At 37.1% G+C, this 22,797-nt stretch carries 19 protein-coding genes; 5 read left to right on the forward strand and 14 right to left on the reverse strand.

Going from position 1 to position 22,797, the window contains the following annotated elements; translation table 11 throughout:
• Nucleotides 1–22: 22 nt before the first annotated feature.
• From I2I13_RS04650 to I2I13_RS04675, 6 genes are all read right to left on the reverse strand, one after another.
• Nucleotides 23–442 (reverse strand): GtrA family protein, encoded by a 420-nt coding sequence (locus I2I13_RS04650; RefSeq protein WP_148364179.1) that lies wholly within the window; start codon nt 440–442, stop codon nt 23–25.
• Nucleotides 426–1,382 (reverse strand): glycosyltransferase family 2 protein, encoded by a 957-nt coding sequence (locus I2I13_RS04655; RefSeq protein ID WP_148364180.1) that lies wholly within the window; start codon nt 1,380–1,382, stop codon nt 426–428. The genes I2I13_RS04650 and I2I13_RS04655 overlap by 17 nt, the downstream gene beginning before the upstream one ends.
• The gene (locus I2I13_RS04660) at nt 1,379–2,182 is read right to left on the reverse strand and encodes a polysaccharide deacetylase family protein (RefSeq protein ID WP_148364181.1); all 804 of its coding nucleotides are present in this window, start codon (nt 2,180–2,182) and stop codon (nt 1,379–1,381) included. The genes I2I13_RS04655 and I2I13_RS04660 overlap by 4 nt, the downstream gene beginning before the upstream one ends.
• Before the next feature lie 14 nt (nt 2,183–2,196).
• The gene (locus I2I13_RS04665) at nt 2,197–4,032 is read right to left on the reverse strand and encodes an ABC transporter ATP-binding protein (RefSeq protein ID WP_148364182.1); all 1,836 of its coding nucleotides are present in this window, start codon (nt 4,030–4,032) and stop codon (nt 2,197–2,199) included.
• 120 nt (nt 4,033–4,152) lie between these two features.
• Nucleotides 4,153–5,286: an ATP-binding protein gene (locus I2I13_RS04670; RefSeq protein ID WP_195648919.1), complete on the reverse strand. Its 1,134-nt coding sequence runs from the start codon at nt 5,284–5,286 to the stop codon at nt 4,153–4,155.
• A gap of 78 nt (nt 5,287–5,364) precedes the next feature.
• Complete coding sequence (locus tag I2I13_RS04675; RefSeq protein ID WP_195648920.1) at nt 5,365–7,443, reverse strand: BT4734/BF3469 family protein; 2,079 nt, start codon at nt 7,441–7,443, stop codon at nt 5,365–5,367.
• 602 nt (nt 7,444–8,045) lie between these two features.
• On the opposite strand from I2I13_RS04675, the gene I2I13_RS04680 reads away from it, so the two are divergent.
• Entirely contained in the window at nt 8,046–8,657 is a 612-nt protein-coding gene (locus I2I13_RS04680; RefSeq protein ID WP_195648921.1) for an HU family DNA-binding protein, read from the forward strand.
• Nucleotides 8,658–9,300: 643 nt separating this feature from the next.
• On the opposite strand, the gene I2I13_RS04685 is transcribed toward I2I13_RS04680, so the two are convergent.
• The 6 genes from I2I13_RS04685 to I2I13_RS04710 all read right to left on the reverse strand — a co-directional run bounded on the left by I2I13_RS04685 (nt 9,301) and on the right by I2I13_RS04710 (nt 16,096).
• Nucleotides 9,301–10,161: a glycosyltransferase family 2 protein gene (locus I2I13_RS04685; RefSeq protein ID WP_195648922.1), complete on the reverse strand. Its 861-nt coding sequence runs from the start codon at nt 10,159–10,161 to the stop codon at nt 9,301–9,303.
• 21 nt (nt 10,162–10,182) lie between these two features.
• Nucleotides 10,183–11,457 carry a glycosyltransferase gene (locus I2I13_RS04690; protein ID WP_195648923.1) on the reverse strand — a complete coding sequence of 425 codons (1,275 nt, stop codon included), beginning with the start codon at nt 11,455–11,457 and terminating at the stop codon, nt 10,183–10,185.
• Nucleotides 11,454–12,587, reverse strand: coding sequence for a dTDP-4-amino-4,6-dideoxygalactose transaminase (gene rffA / locus I2I13_RS04695; RefSeq protein ID WP_195648924.1), 1,134 nt, complete (start codon nt 12,585–12,587; stop codon nt 11,454–11,456). The genes I2I13_RS04690 and rffA overlap by 4 nt, the downstream gene beginning before the upstream one ends.
• 3 nt (nt 12,588–12,590) lie before the next feature.
• Complete coding sequence (locus I2I13_RS04700; protein ID WP_195648925.1) at nt 12,591–13,295, reverse strand: GNAT family N-acetyltransferase; 705 nt, start codon at nt 13,293–13,295, stop codon at nt 12,591–12,593.
• A gap of 179 nt (nt 13,296–13,474) precedes the next feature.
• Nucleotides 13,475–15,253, reverse strand: coding sequence for an LTA synthase family protein (locus tag I2I13_RS04705; RefSeq protein WP_195648926.1), 1,779 nt, complete (start codon nt 15,251–15,253; stop codon nt 13,475–13,477).
• Nucleotides 15,254–15,277: 24 nt separating this feature from the next.
• Nucleotides 15,278–16,096: a glycosyltransferase family 2 protein gene (locus I2I13_RS04710; RefSeq protein WP_195648927.1), complete on the reverse strand. Its 819-nt coding sequence runs from the start codon at nt 16,094–16,096 to the stop codon at nt 15,278–15,280.
• Between the two features lie 127 nt (nt 16,097–16,223).
• Between I2I13_RS04710 and I2I13_RS04715 the strand changes: the two genes are divergently transcribed.
• Nucleotides 16,224–17,423 (forward strand): glycosyltransferase, encoded by a 1,200-nt coding sequence (locus I2I13_RS04715; protein ID WP_195648928.1) that lies wholly within the window; start codon nt 16,224–16,226, stop codon nt 17,421–17,423.
• Nucleotides 17,424–17,550: 127 nt separating this feature from the next.
• Here I2I13_RS04715 and I2I13_RS04720 read toward each other — a convergent pair whose 3' ends face one another.
• Nucleotides 17,551–18,801 carry a glycosyltransferase family 4 protein gene (locus tag I2I13_RS04720; RefSeq protein WP_272225184.1) on the reverse strand — a complete coding sequence of 417 codons (1,251 nt, stop codon included), beginning with the start codon at nt 18,799–18,801 and terminating at the stop codon, nt 17,551–17,553.
• Entirely contained in the window at nt 18,798–20,051 is a 1,254-nt protein-coding gene (locus tag I2I13_RS04725; protein WP_195648930.1) for a glycosyltransferase family 4 protein, read from the reverse strand. Before I2I13_RS04725 ends, I2I13_RS04720 begins: the two co-directional genes overlap by 4 nt.
• Before the next feature lie 195 nt (nt 20,052–20,246).
• Between I2I13_RS04725 and I2I13_RS04730 the strand changes: the two genes are divergently transcribed.
• The 3 genes from I2I13_RS04730 (at nt 20,247) to I2I13_RS04740 (ending at nt 22,793) form a co-directional block, all read left to right on the forward strand.
• Nucleotides 20,247–21,059 (forward strand): glycosyltransferase family 2 protein, encoded by an 813-nt coding sequence (locus I2I13_RS04730; RefSeq protein WP_195648931.1) that lies wholly within the window; start codon nt 20,247–20,249, stop codon nt 21,057–21,059.
• 120 nt (nt 21,060–21,179) lie between these two features.
• A complete protein-coding gene (locus I2I13_RS04735) occupies nt 21,180–21,980 on the forward strand; it encodes a glycosyltransferase family 2 protein (protein ID WP_195648932.1) in 801 nt (266 codons plus the stop codon).
• A 12-nt stretch (nt 21,981–21,992) separates the two neighbouring features.
• Nucleotides 21,993–22,793, forward strand: a complete 801-nt coding sequence (locus I2I13_RS04740) for a glycosyltransferase family 2 protein (RefSeq protein ID WP_195648933.1) — start codon at nt 21,993–21,995, stop codon at nt 22,791–22,793.
• The last annotated feature ends 4 nt before the right edge of the window (nt 22,794–22,797 follow it).

Below are 22,797 nucleotides of genomic sequence, written 5' to 3' on the forward strand. Positions count from 1 at the left end.
AAATAAAAGGGGTTGAATAGTGTTATTTCCTCCCTTTATAGATATAAACGAAATGAAGAATCAGGAAATTGACAGGCACCACGATAATCATTACCAGTATCGGTGCAAGCAGTTCACCCGCGCCTATCCAAAGGAAGAGATTCAGCAAACCGATCTCAAGCAGGTAATTAATCAGATGACTAAAACCAAAGCCAATCGCATTATGCGAGGATGGCTTGGAACGAAAGGTAAAGAAAGTTGTCAGGAAGTAGTTGCAGACAAATCCCACAGCATAACCGGCCGTAAAGGAGATATTGGCATTCGCAACCAACAAGACCAGGCAATATACGCCGTAATGAATGGCCGAAGATATAGTGCCGACAACTCCAAAACGGACAAACTGCCAGAACTTATCCCGCCAATCCGGATGCTTCTCAAGTATAGCCTTACTTATTCTGATCATCGTACAACACTTCTTCCACGTTATAGAGCGGACGACGTTTTACCTCTTTATAAATCTTGCCAATATACAGTCCGACAGCTCCTATGGATAATAAAACAACTCCGCCTACAAACCAGATTGATAACATCAAAGAAGCCCAGCCATGTTCCGCAGTACCCGAAATCAATGCGTAAAGAACATAGATTCCAATCAAAATACTGATAAAAACAAAGATACCTCCCAGATAAACAATTCCGTAAATAGGCTTTACCGAGAAAGAGGTTATCCCGTCCAAAGCCAGACTGAACATCTTTCTCACTGTATATTTGGAAGTTCCGGCTGTCCGTTCCCGGATCACATCATCTACCGTAGTAGAAGGGAAGCCGAGCAACGGGATAATACCACGCAGATAGACATTGCGTTCCTGATAATGAGACAACTGTTCCAGCACTCTCCGGCTTAGAAAACGAAAATCCGCATGATTGTAGATAGTCTCTACTCCCATCCGGTGCTGTAGTTTATAAAAAGCAGTTGCGGAAAGACGTTTCAGCATCGGGTCTGCCTGACGGGATACTTTCACCCCATATACTACATCATATCCTTCCGTATAGGCATCGATCATCTCCTCAATCGCATTCAGATCATCCTGCAAATCGGCATCCATGGTAATAACGGCATCACTCCAGTCTTTAGCGGTCATCATACCCGCCATGATTGCATACTGATGTCCTACGTTCCGTGCCAGATTCATTCCTTTTATATAAGGATTCGTCCCGTGCAGTTTCTTAATGATGCTCCATGTACGATCTTTACTGCCATCATTCACAAAGAGCACAAAGCTGTCGGCACTGATCTTCTCTTTCGCCACCAGTTCATCAAACAAGGCTGTCAAACGGGCGGCCGAATCTTCCAACACTTCCTCCTCATTATAGCAGGGGGATACAATAGCCAATTTTATCATTTTTCGTCCGGTTTATTCAGTTCAGCCAGTTTTATCTGTGCAAATTCCGAGTAAGTCATAAAAGCATATCCTTTTTCTTTCAGTTTGCGGATCAGCCTATCCAGACGTTCCTCCATTCCCTTACCGGAATGATTGCGGATAATAAAAGGCATCTTAAATTCAGGATGTTCACCCAACGGGTAGAATTCCCACGGGTGGAAATAAGTCACAAAATATCCGTCATGCTTCAATACCCGGTTTACCAGGAGTTGATACAGCCACATCGGCAGATTATGACAAGACAACCAAAATAGCGGGAAGCGAATCCACGGAGTTACAGAAGCCGGGATTTGAAGTAACTTACCCGTCATAAAGCAGGTACGCGGCTCCGACAAATGCATATATCTTCCGGGGATAAATGCGGGATTCAATGAGGAGTTATATACATACCCCATCCGTTCAAGTTCCGTATCTGATACGGGGAACATACGCGGCTGGCGATAACCTTGTATCGTCCTGCCGGTGAGGCGTTCCAGAATTTCTTTTGAACGACTGACATCCGAAGCCTGTGGCTGCCAATGGTCACATCCATGCGCAGCAACTTCATGTCCTTCGTCCATAATGCGCCGCATCACTTCCGGCGCATTTTCTGCAAAATTGCTTGTACAAAAGAAAGTAGCTTTCACCCCGTTGTTTTTCAGGCAGTCCAGTATCCGGTTCGTACCATAGACTGACACTTTCATTGCTTCATCCAGCGGAAAGTCTACACCATGCTCACGAGGTACATCAAATTCTTCCGTATCAAAACTTAATAATATCATTGCAATATCAAGAATTACAACTGCTGCATATCATGCAGACGTTTATAGTAACCGTTTAACTCAATGAGTTCTTCATGCTTACCACGTTCCACAATCTCACCCTCATACAGCACACAGATTTCATCTGCATTCTTAATTGTAGAAAGACGGTGGGCAATAGCAATCGTCGTACGTGTTTTCATCAAACGTTCCAACGCTTCCTGCACAAGACGTTCTGATTCGGTATCCAAAGCAGAAGTAGCCTCATCAAGAATCAGAATCGGAGGATTCTTCAGAATAGCACGCGCGATACTGATACGCTGGCGCTGGCCACCGGACAATTTTCCACCACGGTCACCGATATTCATATTATATCCTTCCGGTTTCTCCATGATGAAATCATGCGCATTGGCTATCTTTGCCGCTTCTACAACTTGTTCCATTGTCGCATTCTCCACACCAAAAGCAATGTTATTGAAGAATGTATCATTAAACAGAATAGCCTCCTGGTTTACATTACCAATCAAACTGCGCAAATCTGCAATACGTACATCACGAATACTTGTTCCGTCAATGGTAATATCACCCTCCTGCACATCGTGATAACGCGGCAACAAATCGACTAATGTGGATTTACCGGATCCCGATTGTCCAACCAGTGCAATCGTCTTCCCTTTAGGAACTGTCAGGTTTACATGTTTCAGCACCTCTCTCTTACCATCATAGCTGAAAGAGATATCTTTAAATTCTATTTTATCAAACAAACCTTTCAACGGTTTCGGATTCGGAATTTCCTTAATCTTATTCTCTGCCTTCAGGATTTTATCAACACGTTCCATGGAAGCCAAACCTTTCGGAATGTTGTATCCAGCTTTAGCAAAGTCTTTCAACGGATTGATTACACTATATAAGATAACCATATAGAAGATGAATGTAGGAGCATCGATGCTTGCATTCTGTCCCAAAATCAATGTACCTCCAAACCACAATACGGCTACAATCAGGATTGTTCCTAAAAACTCACTCATCGGATGAGCCATAGCCTGACGTATGGCAACCTTGTTTGTCGCATCCCGGAGCTCGTTGCTACATTTGGTGAAGCGGTTAATCATTTTATCTTCCGCAATAAAAGCCTTGATGATGCGCAAGCCTCCCAGTGTTTCTTCCAATTGCGACATCGTATCACTCCATTTCGACTGCGCCTCCAATGACTGGCGTTTCAGTTTTCTTCCGACTACTCCCATCAGCCAACCCATTCCCGGCAATACAACGATAGTAAAGAGTGTCAACTGCCAACTAACCGTAACCAATGTCACAAAATATATAATAATCAGAATTGGACTTTTCATCAACATATCCAATGAACTAGTGATGGAATTTTCCACTTCCCCCACATCACCACTCATACGAGCTATAATATCTCCCTTTCTTTCTTCCGAAAAGAAAGACATCGGCAGACGCATAACCTTAGCATACACCATAATACGAATATCACGTACCACTCCTGTACGCAATGGAATCATCACGGCTGAAGAAGCAAAGTAACAACCAGTTTTAAACAATGTCATTACCATCAGGAACAGTCCCAAGAATATAAGAGCCATAGTGGGACCATTATCCACGATCATCTGAGATATGTAATAATAGAAGTTATTCTTGGCAACATCCGCTAAATCTCCACTACCCCATTCCATAAAATGGTACACTTTATCCGCTCCTTCTGTTTTAAACAGAATACTCAAGATAGGAATCAAAAAAGTAAATGAGAATACATTGAATACAGCAGACAAAATATTCAGCAAAACAGCCCAGCCGATATACTTCTTATAAGGCGACACAAAACGTCGCATTAGTTGTAGAAATTCCTTCATTATTTACCATTAAAAAAGTTAAGACCGCAAAGATACAATAAAACTGATTAACAGACAGCAGTTTCAGCTAATTATTAACGCGATTTATCGAAAAGCGTTCTTCAATAAATGAAAAATGACTTAATAATTCTCTTTCAGCCAAATTCCCAAAAAACGATCATATATCTGACAGATTCCCATTTCCTGAGTCACGAAATCCTTTTCCAGTAACCCTTTTAGTGCTGCTTGGACTGAACTAGCAGAAGCCAGTCTGTATTTTCTAATGAAAGCACCGGAAGTGACAGCTTTAGCCTTTCCCTCTTTAGTGATAGCAATCAGCAACTCCTTTTGTTTTTCCGGCAAACGAAAAAGAATCTCCGAATAAGTATATCTGAATGAATCAATAATCTGCCGAATAGCGCCTGGCACCATTTCAACTCTACAGACTCCCTGTTCCGGAGTCATGTCATAAAGCGTATTCAACACTTTTTGTATATACCATGTGATTCCCTCAAACTGTTGATAAATCGAAATAATAGCGTTTTCTTCTATTTCTTTGCCCGCACGCTTGAAATGAGTACCTGCAAAACGAATATATTCTTCTAAAGGAATACTTTCCAAATGCATCATTGATACACTTTGATAAAAAGGCCGGGAAGGCGTTAAAAACATATTTCCCATCACATGCCGCTGACTCCCTGCAAAAATGAAACGTGCATTATTACAATGTTGCACATAGGTCCGAAGAGTAGCTTCCACATTTTTCTCTACATATCCGGAAATCTGCTGGAATTCATCAATTGCAACCAGACAAGGTTTATCCGCCTGTTCCAAATACCGAAAGATTTCATCGAGTGTAGTAGCCGGAGCTTGTATATCCCCTAGCCCCAAATTCAAAGAAGGCATACCATTCACATCAAAAGAGATACTGGCTTGCAAAGATTTCACACATTCCCAAAAGCTCTGCAAAGCTTTCTTCCCCACAGGTTTCAGCACTTCCAGAATCTCCTTACTAAGTGCAAAGACCAAATCACGCAATGAGCGGCTATCATATATATCAATAAAAAAGGTATAGTAACCCTGTTTAATTTCAGGAAACTGAAAGCAATGACGGATCAGCCCTGTCTTTCCCATTCGCCGGGTAGAAACAAGAGCCAAATTATTCCCATTCATCACCTCGCGCACCAACTGTTCGCTCTCAAAACGGCGATCGCAAAAATAATCAGCAGAGACATAGCCGCTTGTTATAAAAGGATTTCTTATCATAGTCTTCATACATCTCACGTTATTACGCAAAGATAATTATTATAAAATAATAAAAGCCATCTACTATACATTATTTCATCATCATCCTTACTCAACAGGCACCACATGATAATAAACCCCGCGCGTTTTCCTGAACGACTTTACTCCCAATCTCTGCAAGATACGCCCGAAATAATTAACTTGCCCGGAAGAAAATTTCATTTTACTTGCTTTTTGTATCCGCTGCAATATATCTGCAGCAAGCAACCATTCTCCCTCTTCTTCCTCTTCCGCTGCCCGGTAATATACCTGAAACAATTGCTCAATCGCCGGAGACTGCTCAAACTCCCGATTAGCCTCTGTCATAATCGCCTCCTCCTTTTCGTCAAACCAATAGCGTTCATTACTATGCAGCAGCGCCATTGCCTGCGCATACAATTGTTCATAATCAATAGGGCGGACAACATCAATCACTCCCGTTACCTCGACACCGATAAAACGGCGACTACCGGAAGTATCCGTCAACAGATCCTTATGATTACTTGTACCGATAAAAGAAGCGTACCGGCGGAGTTCCTCCACTGCCGAAGCGTTCGGACGTCGCGTATTGACGACAGGCTTTTGCAGAATATGCTTGAGAAAAGACTGCTGATTGATGCCAATCTGATCGAACTCATCCATATTAATCAATAAAAAGCGATTCAAATACAGTTCAGCATCCCGTTTCCGGCTGAAATCGATACTGTCCGTATAATATGCCTGTAAACATGGCGGCAAGATCAAGCGGCAAAATGTAGACTTACGATAAGCTTGCGGGCCGATCAATATAGGCGAAGTGCTATTCGCATGATTCTTACCCATCCCACGCCAATGTGCGACCATACTAAGAAACCAGCGACGAAACAATTGAGTCCAATAAGGATGGTCACAAGGAACCCGTTTGGCTAAATTGCCAATATAATCCTTACCGTTCCAACGAGGAAGGTCATAAAGAAACTCTTCGATAGGTTGATAAACCGGTACATGATCCGAATTCAGATAACGCACAACGTCTTTATCCCAAAGTTTAAGCCCTTCATAATGTGCATTCATTGCAATACTTGCCATCAATCGTTTATCCACCGGACGAAAATAAAAATCAAAACTATTCCGCTCACGGCACTCCACCTGTGATGCCAGTTGGTTGAAACGAAAATCATAACGCCGTTTCATAAACTCATCCATCTGCATGACAAACAATTGTTCCGGTAACAGGCTGCTCTTATCTGCAAATCCTTCACAAGTCCGATATACATTCCGTACAGTCTCCCGAATCAATGTCTCATCCTTCGGCAAATGATAATGAGCACGAGACCATCGCACCGTGTCTTCTTCAGGAATACCGGCACGAAAACAATGTTCCGCCAGATGAATCAACAGAGATTGCTTATCCCCTCCCTGCTGATAGCCTGCCTCTTCATCCAATGCACGTGCAAAAGCTGCCTCGAAAAGCAAAGAAAGTGCACCACATCTCTCATAGCCGGGTGCAAGCCGTTGCAGTGGTGAAGTTTCCGTTTGCACTCGTTCGCGATAAGTTGTCTCACTCGGCATACTTACAGGCTGTTGCATATAAATAGGCATTGCTTCAGGATTAAAATACAAATCCGGGTCAAAAGTCCAGCGACAATACTGTTCCAATGAAGGCTCTTTCAGTTCAATATCAAAAGGAAGCTGGGGTTGATAAAACTTCACTGCCAGCCGATAGGCATGTGCATGGAAAAGCTCCGCCTGTTCACGAGTGTTCGGCAAACAATCATCAGGATAGGTAAAGCGTACCCATACTTTCACCGATTTTCCGGAAGAACCGGTGAAAGCCAAATAAGTTTGCGGAAACTCCCTCACCCGTTCCTTCACTTCATTCGCTTCCATATACCCCGACAAGTTATTCACCTGAATCATCACAATTCCGTTGTATTCACTCATGGTCGTTATGCCGTCTTTGCGAAAAAAGGCTGCTGCAGGCAGCAACTTCGGCACTTTCTGCACATAGTCATTTTTGTCACCTGGAATCATAAAAGGCAGGACTTCTCTCATTTTTGAGACGGGCTGTGATTTGGTTTCCACTTTCATTTGCTCTACGAGCTGTTCGATTCTTAACGTACGCATAGTGTTCGCCTTGCCATCGTCTCTTACCAATGTTACTCTCATTTCTTTATTTATTTGTCCTGCATGTGTTTGTAGGGCGATTATTACCACAGACAAATGTACGGTTAATATCCCGTACAAACAAGTTTTACAACACACTTATCCCCGCCACTAGAAAAGATTTCGCAATTCTTATTCTCATATTCTCATAAGTTTTAGATAAAGACCACATAATCAAAACAGTACACAATGAGAAACGTTTTTAAGATTGGCATTTCTCATACTTTACCTTTCATTTTTCCTCAAAAAACGTCTATTCATCATAGTATCTCAAGGTATTTCTCATAGTCAACCACCAACTATTCGCCCCACTCATTGAGCAACCTTATTTTACACAATATTGAACTATCATTTTCATGTAAACAATAGCTTAATCACTTGTTTTCCACCCAATAATGTTGTATCTTTGAAAGACCATCCCACTCGTTCCACTAGAGTGCACAGACCTGTTCACTACAGTAAAAAGATCTGTCTACTAGAGTGAAAAGAACCGTTCACTGGAGTAGAACGGTTAGGATGTCGGTTAAATAATAAAAGGATAAAGGCAAGATGTACTAAGCGCATCAGGTATATAACATATAAACAACCATTAAACTAAAACAAAGATGGCAATACAATTCGAGTTTTATAAGAATCCCCAACCGGAGAAAGAAGGAGAAGAACCTAGTTATCATCCACGAGTAGTTAACTTTCAGCATGTGACCACTCAAAAACTGGCAAGAGAAATCCACATGGCAACCACTTTTGGAAAAGCAGAAGTAGAAGCAATGCTAATGGAATTAAGCAGATGCATGGGAAACCACCTATGCGAAGGAGAACGAGTACATCTGGATGGAATCGGTTATTTTCAGGTTACATTACAAGCTACTGAACCCGTACATTCGCTTACCACTCGTGCAGATAAAGTGAGACTAAAGTCCATTAACTTTCAGTCGGACAGAGATTTAAAAAGTTTATGCATGAGCAGTCACTTACGACGTTCGAAATACAAGCCACATTCGGCCTCTCTTTCAGAAGAAGAGATCGACAAGAAGCTCACTGCTTATTTTGCAATCCACCCCGTATTGACCCGTAGTAATATGCAGTCACTTTGCTGCTTCACTCAAAGCATGGCCAGCAGACAGATTCGTCGCCTAAAAGCGCAAGGCAACTTACAGAATATAGGTAAACCCACACAACCAATTTATGTACCAGCTCCGGGATATTATGAGAAATAAATTCAACGGGTATGAGAAATAAGCCAAATTAAGGTCTATTTGCGAGTGAAACTATGAGAAATGCCAATTTTAAAAACATTTCTCATAGCTTACCTTGCTAATTATCTGATATTTACCATCTATTTATGAGAATATGAGAAACGAATATTTTATATTCAAGAAAGAGCAATTAGCCCTTCTGAAGGGATTTTATCCTTTCTTAACTATCCATTTTGTTTTCATCTACTATAAACTTCAATTTTAAGGTATAGTTTGAACTACCCCTCTTACGTAAGCCCCCAAAGTATCTGTACGAGCAAGGAATCGCTATAGCCTTATTAGAGCTATAGCAATTCCTTTTATTATAGAATGCTTTTCATTAAAATATTATTAAATTTCTTTGGGAGTTTCTGCGTTTCCAGCAATTGAGTAGTAACTCTTTTAGGTCTTTCTCCTTGTTACTTGTATAATAGGATAACTTAGCGAGTTTGAACCAACCATAAAGCGCGTTTTCTGGGATTTTCAAACCTAAATAATGCAACTCCCGTACTTGGCGGTAAAATACAACATGACACTAGATACGTTTCTGTCAAGTTTGCACAATGGACGAAATTATTTTGATATCGCTACCCTGCAAATTAAATAAATTTTAGAAAGTGGTCTTTTAATGTTTATTCTTCCCTAATATTTTTTCTAGTTTAAATAATAGTTTTATACATTGCCGAGCTTTCCTTTGAACCCAAGTCGACTCTACAAGTTGTATCACCCTGTGTTTAGACAAAATATCTAATGCTTTTTCATAATTTTCAAGTTCACGAGAAAGATTACATATAGTACGAGAAAGATCACATATAGAATGAGGAAATCCATATTCAAAAAAATCAGCCTGCTCCCGCAAAACTAAATCTCGACTATTCGGGTCTGTACTTATACCATACATATTAAAATACGAAGTGACAAGATTTAAATGCCTTGTAGAACAATTACACAATAAAATTTTTCTTACAAAAAACACCCAATCAGAAATTATTCGATATTTTTCTTCATACAGCATATCTTTAAATAATACTCTTTTTATAAAAGAAGAGGGATGCCCCAAAGAATGAGTTAGCATAAATGGTACGGTTAATTCATCAGGATATAATTCTGGAACTATTTTATCCTCATTATAATACCAATAAAAATCGGCATAAACAATATCTTCCGTCAAACCTTCCTTAAACACCTGCGACAATATATCATCCTCCAACCAATCACCAGAATTTAAGAATAATAAATAATCTCCTTGCGCTTTAACAATTCCCTTATTCATAGCATTATAAATTCCATTATCAGGTTCAGATATCCAATATGCTAATTTTGATTCATACTCTTTTATCACATCAACACTTCTATCAGTTGAAGCTCCGTCAATAATAATATGTTCAAAATCTTTAAATACTTGCTTATCCCAGATGGATTCCAAGGTTCTTTTCAAACCTTCCGCATCGTTCTTATTAATTGTTATAATCGACAGCTGTGGCATAACTATTTTTTTACAAATCTATTATTTTTTAGACATTACACTCTGAATACAAGACAATATAGATAATTCTGAAGACTTCTCCTTAAACAGATGTCTGCAATTACAAGATATTTCATCTTCTTTCTGTTCCAAAAGCGACAACATATCAACAACACAATGCAGCAACCCTTCTATATCACCTAATTGAGCCTTATACCCAGTTTTACCATTAAAAACAAGATCTTCTGCCACACCTATATTAAAAGAGACAACAGGAGTACCAGATGCAATCGCTTGGTTAATCATTAATGGCCCTGAATCTTCAACCGAAGTACTCAAAAAGAAATCCGCAGCATTATAAGCCCGCATTAACTCAGAAAGAGAAAGCCTCCCTAAAGCATAGACTTCATAGCCAATATTTCCAAAAGATTCACTCTGATTATCTCCTACCAACAACAAAGATACATTAGAATACCACTCTGGATAACGTTCTCTCAACAAAATCAGTGTAGACAATAAATATTCTCCACCTTTCCGTATATCGCTAAGATCTGTACAACCAATAAGTATTATTTTTCTATCCATTGGCAACCTCAACAACATACGTGATTCTTCTTTAGAAATATTTGATATTAACGATTCATTAATAGGGAAAAGCATAGCTCTCGCATTTCGCAATTTTCCTAAAGCAGATTTCTTAGCTCTCAACACATCTGATGAGGTTCCCCAAAACTCCAAGTCTTTAGGCAATAACTTTAGTTTGAAAGACAAATGCTCTTGAGCTAAGGTATTTTTTATCCGAAATAATGGACAGCTCTCACATTTAAACTGATACTCTACACACTTAAAAGGATAATGACAGCCACCAGTTATTGGAGAATTATCCAACATTAGCCAAGCTACTTTAGCACCAGTCATTTTTTTTAATTCATTTATAATGACAGGAGTAATAAAATAGCTAACCCAATGAAGTAATATTAAATCTGGAATAAAACCCAATTGAGACAGAATTGATTTTGCAGATGCATAAGAGCTTTGAGGAGCAAAAACGGTTTTATTTATAAACCCATAATCAGATACAATTTTTCGCCACTTCTTATTCTCTGCTCTAGCCCACATTCTATACATCTTAGAAGATATCGGATTCTTTGAATACAACCTACATTTTACTACATTAGGCAATTCTGTTTTTTTCTCAGAAACCATCAATTTAGATTCAAAACCAGCCACATTAAGCAAATCATTTATACAGATAGACGCCATTCCCGCACCACCATAATCATAAGTTGCCAAATTCAATATTTTTATGGAACTCATATCATTTTTTTTATCAAATCGCAAATTAATTCTATCTCGCTAAACTCTAACTCATAATACATTGGCAAACGAACCAAAGTTTCAGAGTAACGATCTGCTTGCGGCAACTTTCTACCATCATGTTTATCTATATAATAAGGACTACTATGCAAACTTTGATAATGAAAAACAGACAAAATTCCATTTTCCTTTAAATAATCTATAATCTCACTACGGCGGTCTAATGAATCACAAACAAGATAAAACATATGAGCATTATTTGTGGCATAATCTTCAATAAATGGAAGTTGGAATGCATCTCCTGCAAATGGCAATAATTTCTCATAATATTTTTCCCACAAATCTTTTCTCCGCTTCTGTATCATATCGATTGACTCCAATTGGGCATATAAAAATGCAGCAGTCAGTTCAGATGGCAAAAAAGAACTTCCCACATCTACCCAACCATATTTATTGACTTCTCCTCTAAAAAATTCCGCTCGATTTGTCCCTTTCTCCCATATTATTTCCGATCGCTTAATAAAACGTTCATCATTTATAGCCAATAGCCCCCCTTCTCCTGATATAACATTTTTAGTTTCATGAAAAGAAAAACATCCCATATGACCAATTCCCCCCAAAGCTTTCCTTCCCTTATTTAAAGACACATAATATGAATCAATAGCTTGTGCAGCATCTTCGATAACCACAAGGTTATACTTTTCCGCAATCAGCATAACAGCATCCATATCACATGCAACACCAGCATAATGTACTGGCACAATCGCTCGGGTTCTAGAAGTAATTAAACTCTCCAATTGCCTTACATCCATATTAGGTTCATCAGACGATGAATCTATAAAAACCACTTTAGCACCTTGTCGAACAAAAGCTAAAGCAGTTGACACAAATGTATATGAAGGAATTATAACCTCATCACCTTCCTTTATTCCCGCTAAAATAGCAGCCATTTCTAAAGCATCCGTACACGAGGTAGTTAAGAGAGTTTTACGAAAGCCATACCTTTCATCTATAAATGCTTGGCACTTCTTCGTAAAATACCCATTCCCAGAAAGCTTCCCTTTGATTACAGCCTCTTGAATATATTCAAGCTCCCTTCCTGTTAAATAAGGTTTATTAAATGGTATCATATATTACAACCAAAAATGATAAATATTCATGATTTGCGATTTTACAAATCCATTCTTCTCATAAAATGAGCAAGCAATATTATTATTCAATTGCGTCGCCACAGAAAGGATTTTTATATCATTATTAAACGCACATCTTTTACAACTATCAATTAAACGACTACCGATTGATGCTCCTCGAAAAGCACGATCAACAGCGATAAGACCAATAGATCCACTATTTTCACAGAACTTCAATGTAACAAAACCAGCAATCATCTCTTCCCTTCTATAAACAAAAACTTTATCCGCCAATTGTTTATTCAAAGAATTATCAACCCATTTTCTATATAACCGATAAAAGATCTCCTTCGAAAAGTTTTTATCTGTCAAATAACGAGAATATGCGCCACTAGCATAAGCCAAAGGATACAAGCCGTCAGCACATCCATCATATTCCTCCAACACAACAGTACTTCTATCCACATCTTTAATTCCACATCGATAAAGAACTTTAACATCAGCCAATAAACCATTATATTCTCTCAAATAATCATCGCTTAATGTCTCTGAATAAGGTAAAAAGACATAGATCAACTTATAGCCTCTAACTTTAGATTCATTTAAAATCCTACTAAGAAGACTTTTATCAGCGACGGACAAATCGATTTTCCCTACAGAATAGCCGAAGAAAAGAGAATCCCATATCAACTTATATACACCATTCATCCCAATAAATAAAATTGATACACATATATTGCACAAATATAGAGATTATATTTCTAATTCACACACAAAAAACTCCGAGTATCTTAAAAAAAATCAATCACCATAGCTTGCAAATAAAATCTGATGGCATCAAGAATACTACTAAATAGATAAACATTCAACCACCTAACAATCTATTTTCATTTACAGCTTCCAAAATAATCCATACGAAGTAAAATATCAGAGACTTTCCAACATTCCATCCTATATCTTTTAACTATATCAGACACTTCTTCTCCTCCAGCCGACATTCCATTTCGATAAGTAGCGTAATTACTTATACTATCTCCAAAAACGCTTTCACCTAAACCCATAAACGAATAATCGCAACACCCCATCAAATTCAACAAAGATGGATATATATCCATCTGACCAATAACCTTATCTACCTGTTTCGAAGCCAAATGAGAGTTCACAATAATAAAAGGAACAAAACAATCCTCAACACACATCTGTTCACGTCCCTCATATTTATTATAGGTCACTTGTTCATGATCGCCTGTAATGATAATAACACTATTATCATACAATCCCTCTTTCTTCAAATTCACAATAAATTCCCCAATACAACGATCAACATACTGAATAGCAGTCAAATAATATTTAACTTCATTACTTTCAAAAGTCATATCTTCCAAAGGTGTATTAATAGGAGAATCACTATAAGGAGAATGACTAGAAAGAGTTACCAGCTGCGCATAAAAAGGAGGCTGCATCTGTTTCAATATAGGCATAGACTTTCTAAAAAGACTTTCATCAGCCCCCTTAATGCCATTATCACCTCCCAAACAATCATATAAATAATCAAAATGATAAGCATGAGTCATCGCTTCTTGATTCCAATAGTGCTTATTATCACAAACATAAGAAGCAGTAGAATATCCCTTCTCTTTTAGCGCCATAGGTAATGATAAAAAAGAGTCAGATGTACACATAGCAGATGCAGCTCCTGTCGTTAAAGGCAACAGTCCCGTATTAATAAGCAACTGCGCATCACTAGACCTCCCATCTTTCACCTGTGGCACCTCTTTAGGAAAATAAACTGTATTTTCTTTCAACAACAAACTATCAATATTAGGTGTAATATCCACTTCTTTTACACTCAACCCTATAGGCCAACTCTGTAACGATTCAACCAAAATAACAATTAAGTTTTTATTATGTACAGTAGAGTAATATTTTATCTCATGATTATCTTGATATAAATTCTCCATAAACTTCCTTGCATAATTCTCCTCTGATTTCGATACTCCTTTATAAAAATAAAATTGATATATCCAAAAATTAACAATTCCATATTCTTTAAAACTTTTCACTTGTTCAATGCCAAAAAAGAATAATGGAGTATCATAAAAACCATTTCTACCAAACAAGTAAGATGATGAAACTAATCCTGTGGTAAATAATACAGCAATAAAAAATACATGAAGTTTTAAACGCCAATTTATACCTATCCTAGCATACATCAATGAATATAGTGCCATAAAAAAAACAGATGGCAATATAACATATACATCCTTAAAATGAATAGAGTCTACTATACAAGGCAATAAACCATTCAAATTATCGAACATTAAATAAGAAGACAAAGGCATTATTGTGCCATAGGTACGAAAATACCAAATTATAGACAATAGATAAATATTAACTAAAAGTAAATACAAAAAAACAAAACGTTTTTTACAAAGAAATAAGATAGGGATTGCCAATAACATAGCATCCTCAAGCCTATGAAGTTTAACACTCCAATCATCAACATGCCATGTTGATACACTGTGATTTAATTGACTTATACTAATCAAAAATGCAATTATTAGGAGAATATAAACTACTAACCTATTAGATAGAATCTTTAAATAATCAATTGATAGAATTTTTACGTGAATATTCTCATACAACCTGCTCAATGCTTGTTTCATCCCTAAATATTTAAAGTTGTTCTATTATTTCCTATGCACTATAAAGTTTTCCACTTTAAGCAAAAATGCAACCAAGTTTTTCATTTTATATTGAAACCTTTTCGTTTCACTCAATTTAGGAATCAACTCGACAAAAGGGGATTTTTCAATCTCGATTAAATATTTCATCTCATTATATAAAATAGGAGAGAATAATCTACTTAGAATCAATATGCGTTCGCTATCTCCTACTCCTACAGCAGTAGCACTCAACCCATCCAAATTATAAATAGATACAGTCCTATTCACATGCTTATAGGAACAACCTTCAACCACTATTTTTTTTAAAAAAAACTCCCAATCTGCAGCAATTTTCAAGTCCTCAGAATACAAATCATTTTCAAATAAACATCGTTTTATAAATGTAGAAGGATGCCCTAGATAATATTGCATCATATAACGAACAGTTAATATATCAGGAAATATAGTTAGAGTTCCTTGCCCTTCCACTCCTTCATATAGATCTCCATATACCAATTCTTCACCGGTTAGTTCTTTTGACATAAATGAAAGCACATCATTATCTGCCAAATAATCGCCAGAATTCAAGAACAAAACATATTCACCGGTTGCTCGCAGCACCCCCTTATTCATAGCATTATAAATCCCAGCGTCTAGCTCTGAAATCCAGTAATCAACTCTATCTGCATTTTTTCTTATAAATTCAATGCTCCCATCTACGCTTCCACCATCAATAATGATATATTCAATATCTGAATAGGATTGCTGGAACACACTATTCATTGTAACCTGCAGCCCCTCAAAATTGTTCAAATTAATTGTTATAATCGACAGCTTTTTCATTTCTAAAATGTTAAATATACAAAGATATAGAAAATCTTATAATAATAAGTGCAATCTATAAAAACTTAAATATCTTTGTATTAAAATTGTCGCCAATAAATATGTCTTAAAAACTAACACCGTAAATATGATTAAAAACATCGCCTTTTTACATAAAAATTTCCCATATGGAGGGGCTGAAAGAATTACTATTGACATTGCAGAATACGCCTCTCACCATGAATATAAATCTATTGTTTTCACTTGGAATCAATTTCAAGACAAACTATCAGATAACACAAGGAAATACATTACCATAATAGAATTGCCTGATAAGAAAGAACAGCATTCTACAAACAACGCTCAATTCATCTTAGAAAAAATAAAAGAATACAATATCAGAATCTTTATTATTCAAGGAGATGAACTACCGTACCTTCCCTTGCTAAAAAAAGAAGCATTATCATGTAAATTCATATTCTCTTTCCATGGGAAACCTTTTTGCGAGGCAACTTATATAGAGATCTCTGAAACAGAGAGACACACAGCCAACCGCCCCCTACTCAAAAGATTAGAGTGGAAATACATTCGTAATATCAAATTTCGAATAACTAAGAAATATAAAAAGATAGTATTAAACTCCTACATTAACACATACAGTCAGGTAGATGCATTTTTAGTCCTATGCGAAGAGTATAAAGATCAATTTATAAAAGAACTAAAATTAGACAAGTCAAACAATAAATTATTCGTGATTCATAATCCCGAAAGGATAGTCAACCAACCTAATTTAGATAAAAAGAAACAATTAATCTTTGTTGGAAGAATGACCTATCCAGACAAACGAATAGATCGACTAATTCACATATGGGACAAGATATACAAACAAGTCCCTGATTGGGAGTTGTTACTAGTCGGGGAAGGACCTGAAAAGAAAAAGCTAGAAAAAACAGTAACACAATTAGGTTCACAACATATCTATTTTATGGGGCATAGCACCAATGTTGATGAATTCTATAAAAATGCTGCTATATTGTGCCTAACTTCAACTACTGAAGGTTGGCCGCTCTGTCTAACAGAAGCACAAGCAAACGGGGTTATACCCATTGCTTATGGATGTTCAGATGGAGTAAAAACAATCCTTTCCCCTTCAGGCATCAACGGATTTATCATCCCTCCTTTTAAGTCCAGAGAATACGCAAAAACCCTCATCAAACTATTAAAGAACATACAGTTACAAAAAACAATGCAAAAAAACGTTATCACTAAATCAAAAGAATACTCCATTGACAATATTGGTCGCAAATGGATTCAACTATTCGACAAACTAACACAAATAAATTTTTAAGAAGTTATAGTTTCCAACAAAGTCCTCAATTATAAATACCATTTCTTTGTATCTAAAAAACAAAGAAACAATTATTGACTGATTAAGAAAGGAACTTCTTAATCAGTCAATAGCTTTGCACAATAGCCTATCGCGATGGAATAGACTCTATCGCATTTTTTAAACGAGACATAATCAATACCCAGTCGTAATTTTCCGCAACATATCTCTTACCTAGATCAGACATCTGTTCTTTCAGTCCTAACGAATTTTCGATCTTATGCAACTTAGAAACAAACTGCCGCTCATTCATATAATAATCCACTGCACCATTACTCAATTTACAATGCTCTTTCAAAACTGCACAGCGTCCATTTACCAACATTGGCTTCCCTAAACTTAGTGCTTCTAAAAGGATTAATGACAGACTCTCATATCGTGACGGATTCACAACGAGATCCGCATGTTGAATTATAGAAACCTTTTCCCCATCAGACACAAACCCCGTATATAACACATCAGGAGCACTTGCAACTTCATCAAATAACCCTCCAACCATCACTAATTTCAAAACCGAATCCTCATATTTTCTTTTATATTTAGAAAAATAAACTATAACATCATTCACTTTACCTTTATCAATACGTCCCACATATAATAAATATTTATCAGGTAAAGAGTATTTTGTTTTTGTTTCCTTCCAGTCAGCCGGCCTTACAGACTCAATACCCACACTAATTATCCCATGCTTCCCAAGCGCCTTTCCAAAAATATGTTCACCTAATTTTTGTTCGGCTTCCGTATTAAAACCGACATACGCAAAACGCGAAAATGCGTCAGTCAGTAAAGCTTTAAAAGAAACTTTCGCATAATGCATAGTCGGAATTGCGATACTCTTTTCACCTGCTAAAATAGCAGTATAATAAAACGGGACAAAGTCTACTGTTATAGGTATAAAAGCCTTATAAAAGTCTTTGTGTTCCTTTATAAATCGATGCAATTGAGGAGAATAAAAAACACTTCTTTTCATGGCCTCCAATTCTTTACCGCTTTGCCACTTCCAAACAGGAACAAAATATGAGAGTAATCGCAATAATCCAATACGATAAAGAAACATTCTCAAGCGTCGCACAGGCTTTGCTTTCTTCTGGAGCTCCCATTCTGACGCACCTGAAACCGGCTCAACTTTAAAACGACGCACCCGTACTCCATTAATAAATTCTACACCATCAGCAATATCATTCCCTCCTTTTATATAATCTTTTACACCAGTAGTAAGTACCTCAACATCATAATCATCTACTAATCTTTCTGCCAACATACGACAATGATATTCAGCCCCACCATTAATATCTTTACCATAACGAACTACGACAAAAGCGATTTTTTCTTTCATTATATATCAATTTTTTTTATATTTTCTTTTAATCTCGCCAAGATAACAGGCCAATTATAATTTTCCTGCACATATTTTACAGCCCTTTCCCCCATCTCCAACCTCAAAGACTCTGACATATCCAATTTGTAAAGTTTTGCAATAAAATCACTTTTCGCTGTATAGTACAGAGCCGCATAATCACTCTTTACACAGTGTTCTTTCAAAACTTCACATTCTCCATTTACAATCATAGGCTTCCCTTGGTTCATTGCTTCCAGTAATATCAATGAGAGACTTTCAAACTTTGATGGGTTTATCACAATTTTAGCATGTTGCAATATGACCATTTTTTCCTCATCACTTACAAAACCTGTATATATTACATCCTGATGTTCAAAAGGTAATCGGTCGAAATTAATACCTCCTACCAAGACCAATTGGAGTGAGCTCTGAGGGCATTTCTCTTTATAACTTATAAAATAATCAAATATTTTTCCCATTTTATTGGGATCAACGCGCCCAATATACAACAGATAATCTTCGGGAAGTTTGTATTTCTTTTGAGTTTTTACCCATGAAGCCGGCTTTGTTTCTTCAATCCCAACACTAATAATTCCATGGGGAGACAAATGTTTACCAAAAACGTTTTCAGCCAATTTCTGTTCTGCTTCTACATTAAAGCCAATATATGCAACATTTGTCATCACCTCCGTTTGAATAGCTTTAAAGAAAATTCCTTGATTATGCATTGTAGGAATCAATATCGTTTTTTCAGGAGCTTCAATAGCCGTAAAAAATGTAGTAGGCTCAGCCATATTTACAGGAATAAACACCTTATACTCATCCTTATTATCACGTATAAATTTACGCATATCAGGAGAATAAAAAGGATAACTCAAAAAAGAGTTCAATTCTGCCTCATGTTTACATCTCCATACAGGAAATACATTAGCCAAATATTTCAAAATTCCGATACGAAACAAAAAACGCCTCCACTTTCGCGCAGTTTTTTCTTCTTTAGAATACAACTTATGCTTTTCCCGATCAAGCGGGGCAGCTTTGAAACGGCGAATCAACACACCATTAATATTCTCTTCACCTTCAGGAAGTTCATTCATTCCGGTGTTATAATTACGAACGCAGGTTGTAAAAACCTCAACATCATAATCATCAACTAGTCTCTCGGCTAACATTCGGCAATGATACTCTGCACCGCCATTGATATCTTTTCCATATCTAATGGCAACCAAGGCTATTTTTTCTTTCGCCATCACGTTTTATCCTCTACTATAAGTGATTATTTGATTATTTTACAAAAGTACATATTATCGAAGACAAGTCGCAAATGATTTCCCTAAAATTAACCATATATTACCTAAAAACAAAGATATATTCTATCGATTCAAGTTTTTTATGTAATTTCGCATATTAGTTTAAATTCAAAAGAACAGCATAAATTTAGCAGCATGAAAAAGGAAATCAGTGTATCAGTAATCATACCAACCTATAATTGGCCAGAAGCTCTAAACTTATGTTTACAAAGCGTTCTAGTCCAATCTGTTCTTCCTAACGAAATCATTATTGCGGACGATGGCTCAAAACAAGACACCAGAGATTTAATAGACAATATAAGAAAAAAAACATCGGTGCCTATCATACATGTATGGCAAGAGGACAATGGATTTAGGCTTGCACAAATTCGCAACAAAGCCATAGTTCAAAGTAGCAAAGATTATATAATCCAGATAGATGGAGATGTTATATTGCACAAAGATTTTATCAAAGATCATATTTGGTTTGCACGCAAAGGTAGTTTTGTAAGTGGTAGCCGAGTTATTATAGAAAAAGAACTTGCTGAACGGCTCTTATCATCACAAACTTTTAATATATCAATATGCACAAAAGGTACTCATAGTAAATTGAACGGAATACATATACCATGTCTTAGTTCCTTACAAGAGAAGTATCGGCAAGATGACATTTTGTATGTAAGGGGATGTAATATGGCCTTCTGGCGAAATGACTTGCTACAAGTTAATGGCTATAATGAGGAAATGACAGGCTGGGGACGAGAAGACAATGAACTTGCGAGCAGGTTAATCAATCTGGGAATCGAAAAAAGAATCATAAAATTTGCAGGTATTATGTTCCACATATACCATCCAATGCGCCCCCGCACAAGTGTCAACAAAAACGACGAGATACTCCGGCAGACAATCTCCTCTAAAGCAACGTGGTGCGCCAAGGGGATTACTCAATATACAAAATCCAAACGCTAAATAAAGCTTTAATACTAGAAAACGAACTATTAACGAAAACGAAATAAAGCCCTAAATAATTGCTATTCTACGGATAGTAATGTATATTTGCACATTTATTCTTCGTTAGATATTTGGAATATGAAAAAAGAAGTCACAATATCGTTAATCATTGCTACATATAATTGGCCAGAGGCTTTGAGACTCTGCCTAAACAGCATTTTAAGACAAACGATATTACCTTCTGAAATTATTATTGCAGATGACGGGTCCGACGAAAGGACAGCAAAACTTATACGTGATTTTGCACAAAAAACATCTATTCCAATATTACATGAATGGCACGAAGACAAAGGTTTTCGTAAAACAATTATACTAAACAGGGCTATATTAAAGGCCTCTGCCCCTTATATTATTCAAATCGATGGAGATATTGTAGCCAGTTCTCATTTTATTGAAGATCACATACGCATGGCGGAACAAGGTTGCTTTATTAGAGGGACTCGGGCAAATCTCAATGCAAGAACTACTATATCTATACTTGATAAAGGGAAATTTTCAATAACCAATAAACTTCAGTTAGTAATGAAGCAGCCAACAAATGCTTTACGGCTCTATCCCATAATTGCACAGTTTGCTACTCGCAAAGAAATGTCAGGAAGAAGGGTGAAAGGATGTAATATGTCTTTCTGGAAAAAAGACCTTATTGCTATTAATGGATACGACAACAACTTACAAGGATGGGGGCATGAAGACGAAGAGCTGAGTTGGAGGTTAGTCAATTTAGGCAGACAGAAAAAAATCATTAAATTTTCTGCTATTGCCTATCATCTATATCATAAACAGCTTTCCCGAAAAGAGGAACCTCACCACCGGGATTTTATGCAGAAAATAAAAGAAGAAAAAATAACCAGAACAAATAACGGACTTGAAGAAATCTAACGAACCAAACCTATGACAGTTTCATTAATTATTTCGACATACAATTCTCCCAAGGCATTAGATCTATGCCTCATGAGTGTACTTCGACAATCAATACTTCCTGACGAAATAGTGATTGCAGATGATGGTTCCGGCAAAGAAACCCAAATGATAGTGGAAGAATTCAAAAAACTATCACCAGTACCAGTCATACACGTATGGCATGAAGACAATGGATTTCGCCTAACTGTTATCAGAAACAAAGCCATTGCAAGAGCTAACATGGACTATGTGATACAAATTGACGGAGATATCATTTTAAATAAATATTTCATCAAGGACCATAAACGTTTTGCACGCAGAAACAGTTTTGTAAGCGGTAGCCGGCTCAATATACAGCCAGAGCTTTCTAAAAGACTAATAGCAGAACGTAGTATTCAAGTTTCAATCCGCAACAAAGGAGTACACAACCGCCTCAATGGCATACGCTGTCAATTACTAACATGGTTCTTACAGAATTATCACCAAACCGACCTATTATATGTACGTGGCTGTAACATGGGTTTTTGGAGAAGCGACTTATTAATGGTCAACGGATATGACGAAAATATGATCGGCTGGGGACGGGAGGATAGTGAGATTGCCTGCAGACTTATCAATGCGGGAATTCGTAAGCGCATCATCAAAAATGCAGGAATTGTATTTCACTTGTATCACCAAGATAATTCACGAGCACAATTTAATATTAACAACGAGATACTAGAACGAACAATTGACGAAAAACGTACTTGGTGCTCCAAAGGAATAGACCAGTATTTAACAAAGAAAAAATAGACAA

This window comes from Bacteroides sp. D55t1_190419_B8, from assembly GCF_015558905.1.
In the GTDB taxonomy this organism is placed as follows: domain Bacteria; phylum Bacteroidota; class Bacteroidia; order Bacteroidales; family Bacteroidaceae; genus Bacteroides; species Bacteroides vicugnae.

Coding starts and splice junctions, on each gene's coding strand:
- I2I13_RS04650 (WP_148364179.1), bottom strand. CDS start 442: ATGATCAGAATAAGTAAGGCTATACTTGAGAAGCATCCGGATTGGCGG.
- I2I13_RS04665 (WP_148364182.1), bottom strand. CDS start 4,032: ATGAAGGAATTTCTACAACTAATGCGACGTTTTGTGTCGCCTTATAAG.
- I2I13_RS04705 (WP_195648926.1), bottom strand. CDS start 15,253: ATGAAACAAGCATTGAGCAGGTTGTATGAGAATATTCACGTAAAAATT.
- I2I13_RS04670 (WP_195648919.1), bottom strand. CDS start 5,286: ATGAAGACTATGATAAGAAATCCTTTTATAACAAGCGGCTATGTCTCT.
- I2I13_RS04725 (WP_195648930.1), bottom strand. CDS start 20,051: ATGGCGAAAGAAAAAATAGCCTTGGTTGCCATTAGATATGGAAAAGAT.
- I2I13_RS04700 (WP_195648925.1), bottom strand. CDS start 13,295: ATGAATGGTGTATATAAGTTGATATGGGATTCTCTTTTCTTCGGCTAT.
- I2I13_RS04730 (WP_195648931.1), top strand. CDS start 20,247: ATGAAAAAGGAAATCAGTGTATCAGTAATCATACCAACCTATAATTGG.
- I2I13_RS04660 (WP_148364181.1), bottom strand. CDS start 2,182: ATGATATTATTAAGTTTTGATACGGAAGAATTTGATGTACCTCGTGAG.
- I2I13_RS04655 (WP_148364180.1), bottom strand. CDS start 1,382: ATGATAAAATTGGCTATTGTATCCCCCTGCTATAATGAGGAGGAAGTG.
- I2I13_RS04685 (WP_195648922.1), bottom strand. CDS start 10,161: ATGCCACAGCTGTCGATTATAACAATTAATAAGAACGATGCGGAAGGT.
- rffA (WP_195648924.1), bottom strand. CDS start 12,587: ATGATACCATTTAATAAACCTTATTTAACAGGAAGGGAGCTTGAATAT.
- I2I13_RS04735 (WP_195648932.1), top strand. CDS start 21,180: ATGAAAAAAGAAGTCACAATATCGTTAATCATTGCTACATATAATTGG.
- I2I13_RS04740 (WP_195648933.1), top strand. CDS start 21,993: ATGACAGTTTCATTAATTATTTCGACATACAATTCTCCCAAGGCATTA.
- I2I13_RS04710 (WP_195648927.1), bottom strand. CDS start 16,096: ATGAAAAAGCTGTCGATTATAACAATTAATTTGAACAATTTTGAGGGG.
- I2I13_RS04690 (WP_195648923.1), bottom strand. CDS start 11,457: ATGAGTTCCATAAAAATATTGAATTTGGCAACTTATGATTATGGTGGT.
- I2I13_RS04680 (WP_195648921.1), top strand. CDS start 8,046: ATGGCAATACAATTCGAGTTTTATAAGAATCCCCAACCGGAGAAAGAA.
- I2I13_RS04675 (WP_195648920.1), bottom strand. CDS start 7,443: ATGAGAGTAACATTGGTAAGAGACGATGGCAAGGCGAACACTATGCGT.
- I2I13_RS04715 (WP_195648928.1), top strand. CDS start 16,224: ATGATTAAAAACATCGCCTTTTTACATAAAAATTTCCCATATGGAGGG.